The organism is Alcanivorax sp. HI0044, from assembly GCF_001634945.1.
Window position 1 is genome coordinate 1 of record NZ_LWEZ01000330.1, and the last position, 1,437, is coordinate 1,437.

A 1,437-nucleotide genomic window follows, 5' to 3' on the forward strand; every position below is an offset into this window, starting at 1 on the left:
AAGGACTTGGGCCCAGCTTCAGAAACCGTGGACATTATTATTTCTGTGGAAGGGGTCAAGCAGTAAACATTGATGACTTTCGTAGGTCGTATTAGGCTGAAGGCCGTAATCCGACTTCCACACCTTTACGCAAAAGAACACAGGATGTCAGGTTACGCCTATGGCTCTTTGTGCCCGCTGGGTGAACCTGACCTGCCTTTTGCCCCCCCATTAGCCAATGGCCTCGGCGTCCCCAGCAAAAAACCCTTCCGCAATAATCACCGCCGCCATGGAATCAACCTGGCTATCGGCTTTCTGAATGCCGGTACGTTCGCGGGCTTCGCGGGTGCTCAAACGCTCATCCACCAGCCACACTTTTTTTCCGAAGCGGCCATGCAGGCGGTTGGCAAATTTACGTGCGCGCGCGGTGGACTCGCTATCGCTGCCATCCATATTCAGCGGCAAGCCGACAACCAGGGCTTCCGGTTCCCACTCTTTCAACAACGCGGCAATATCATCCCAGTTGGGTTGGGTATTTTTGCAAGGGAGGGCTTTCAATGGTGTGGCGGTGCCCAGCAGCTCATTGCCACTGGCCACGCCGATCTTTTGTGTGCCGTAATCGAAGGCAAGAATCATGAAAAGCAGTGGACAGTTGATAGTGGACAATTGACAGCGGCGCGATCCAGCCCGGCAGGAGCAGACAGGTCGCTGGCCGCGTCCGAAAAATTCTGCAGGCTGCCAGCTTCACAAAAGAAAGAAAGATGCCGGTGGGTAGCTGTCAACTGTCCACTATCAACTATCAACTGCATTAACTGTGCCCCGCCTGGGTGGCAATCAAACTCATATCCACGCCAATACGCGCGGCTGCGGCGTGCCAGGCTTGTTCGAAGGGGGTGTCGAGCACCAGCTCACGGCTGGCGGGGGTGCTGAGCCAGGCGTTATCCACCAGCTCCTGCTCCAGCTGCCCGGCGTCCCAGCCCGCGTAGCCCAGACAGATCAGGGACTGCTCCGGGCCTTCACCAATGGCGATGGCTTCCAGAATGTCACGGCTGGTGGTCAGGATCAGGCCATCACTGAGGACCGTGCTGGCGTGCCAGCGGGTGGCGGCACTGTGCAGCACAAAGCCGGCTTCCTGCTGTATCGGCCCACCGGCCACCACACGATGTCGCTCGGAGGGCGGCACTTCGATTTCAATATCCATGTCGCTGAGGATATCACCCAGGCTGATCTGCACCGGGCGGTTGAGGGTCAGCCCCATGGCGCCCTCGCTGCTGTGCTCAACGATATAGGTCACGGAATGTTCAAAGTCCGGGTCGGCCATTTGCGGCATGGCCACCAGCAACTGGTGTTTCAAAGGTGTGTTTTCCATGGGGGTAGTATCCGGGGGCGGCGGGGGAGCTGCAAGCGGTGCGGGGCTAGATAGGTGCTTTCCCGGTATCGGGCAGATTGCCTGCGGGA

The 1,437-nt window shown here is 58.2% G+C and carries 2 protein-coding genes; both read right to left on the reverse strand.

The genetic code is table 11. From position 1 onward, the window contains the following. Positions 1–210: 210 nt before the first annotated feature. The gene (gene ruvX / locus A3730_RS03955) at positions 211–615 is read right to left on the reverse strand and encodes a Holliday junction resolvase RuvX (RefSeq protein ID WP_063519758.1); all 405 of its coding nucleotides are present in this window, start codon (positions 613–615) and stop codon (positions 211–213) included. Between the two features lie 172 nt (positions 616–787). After that, a complete protein-coding gene (locus A3730_RS03960; protein WP_063537522.1) occupies positions 788–1,348 on the reverse strand; it encodes a YqgE/AlgH family protein in 561 nt (186 codons plus the stop codon). Positions 1,349–1,437 lie beyond the last annotated feature (89 nt).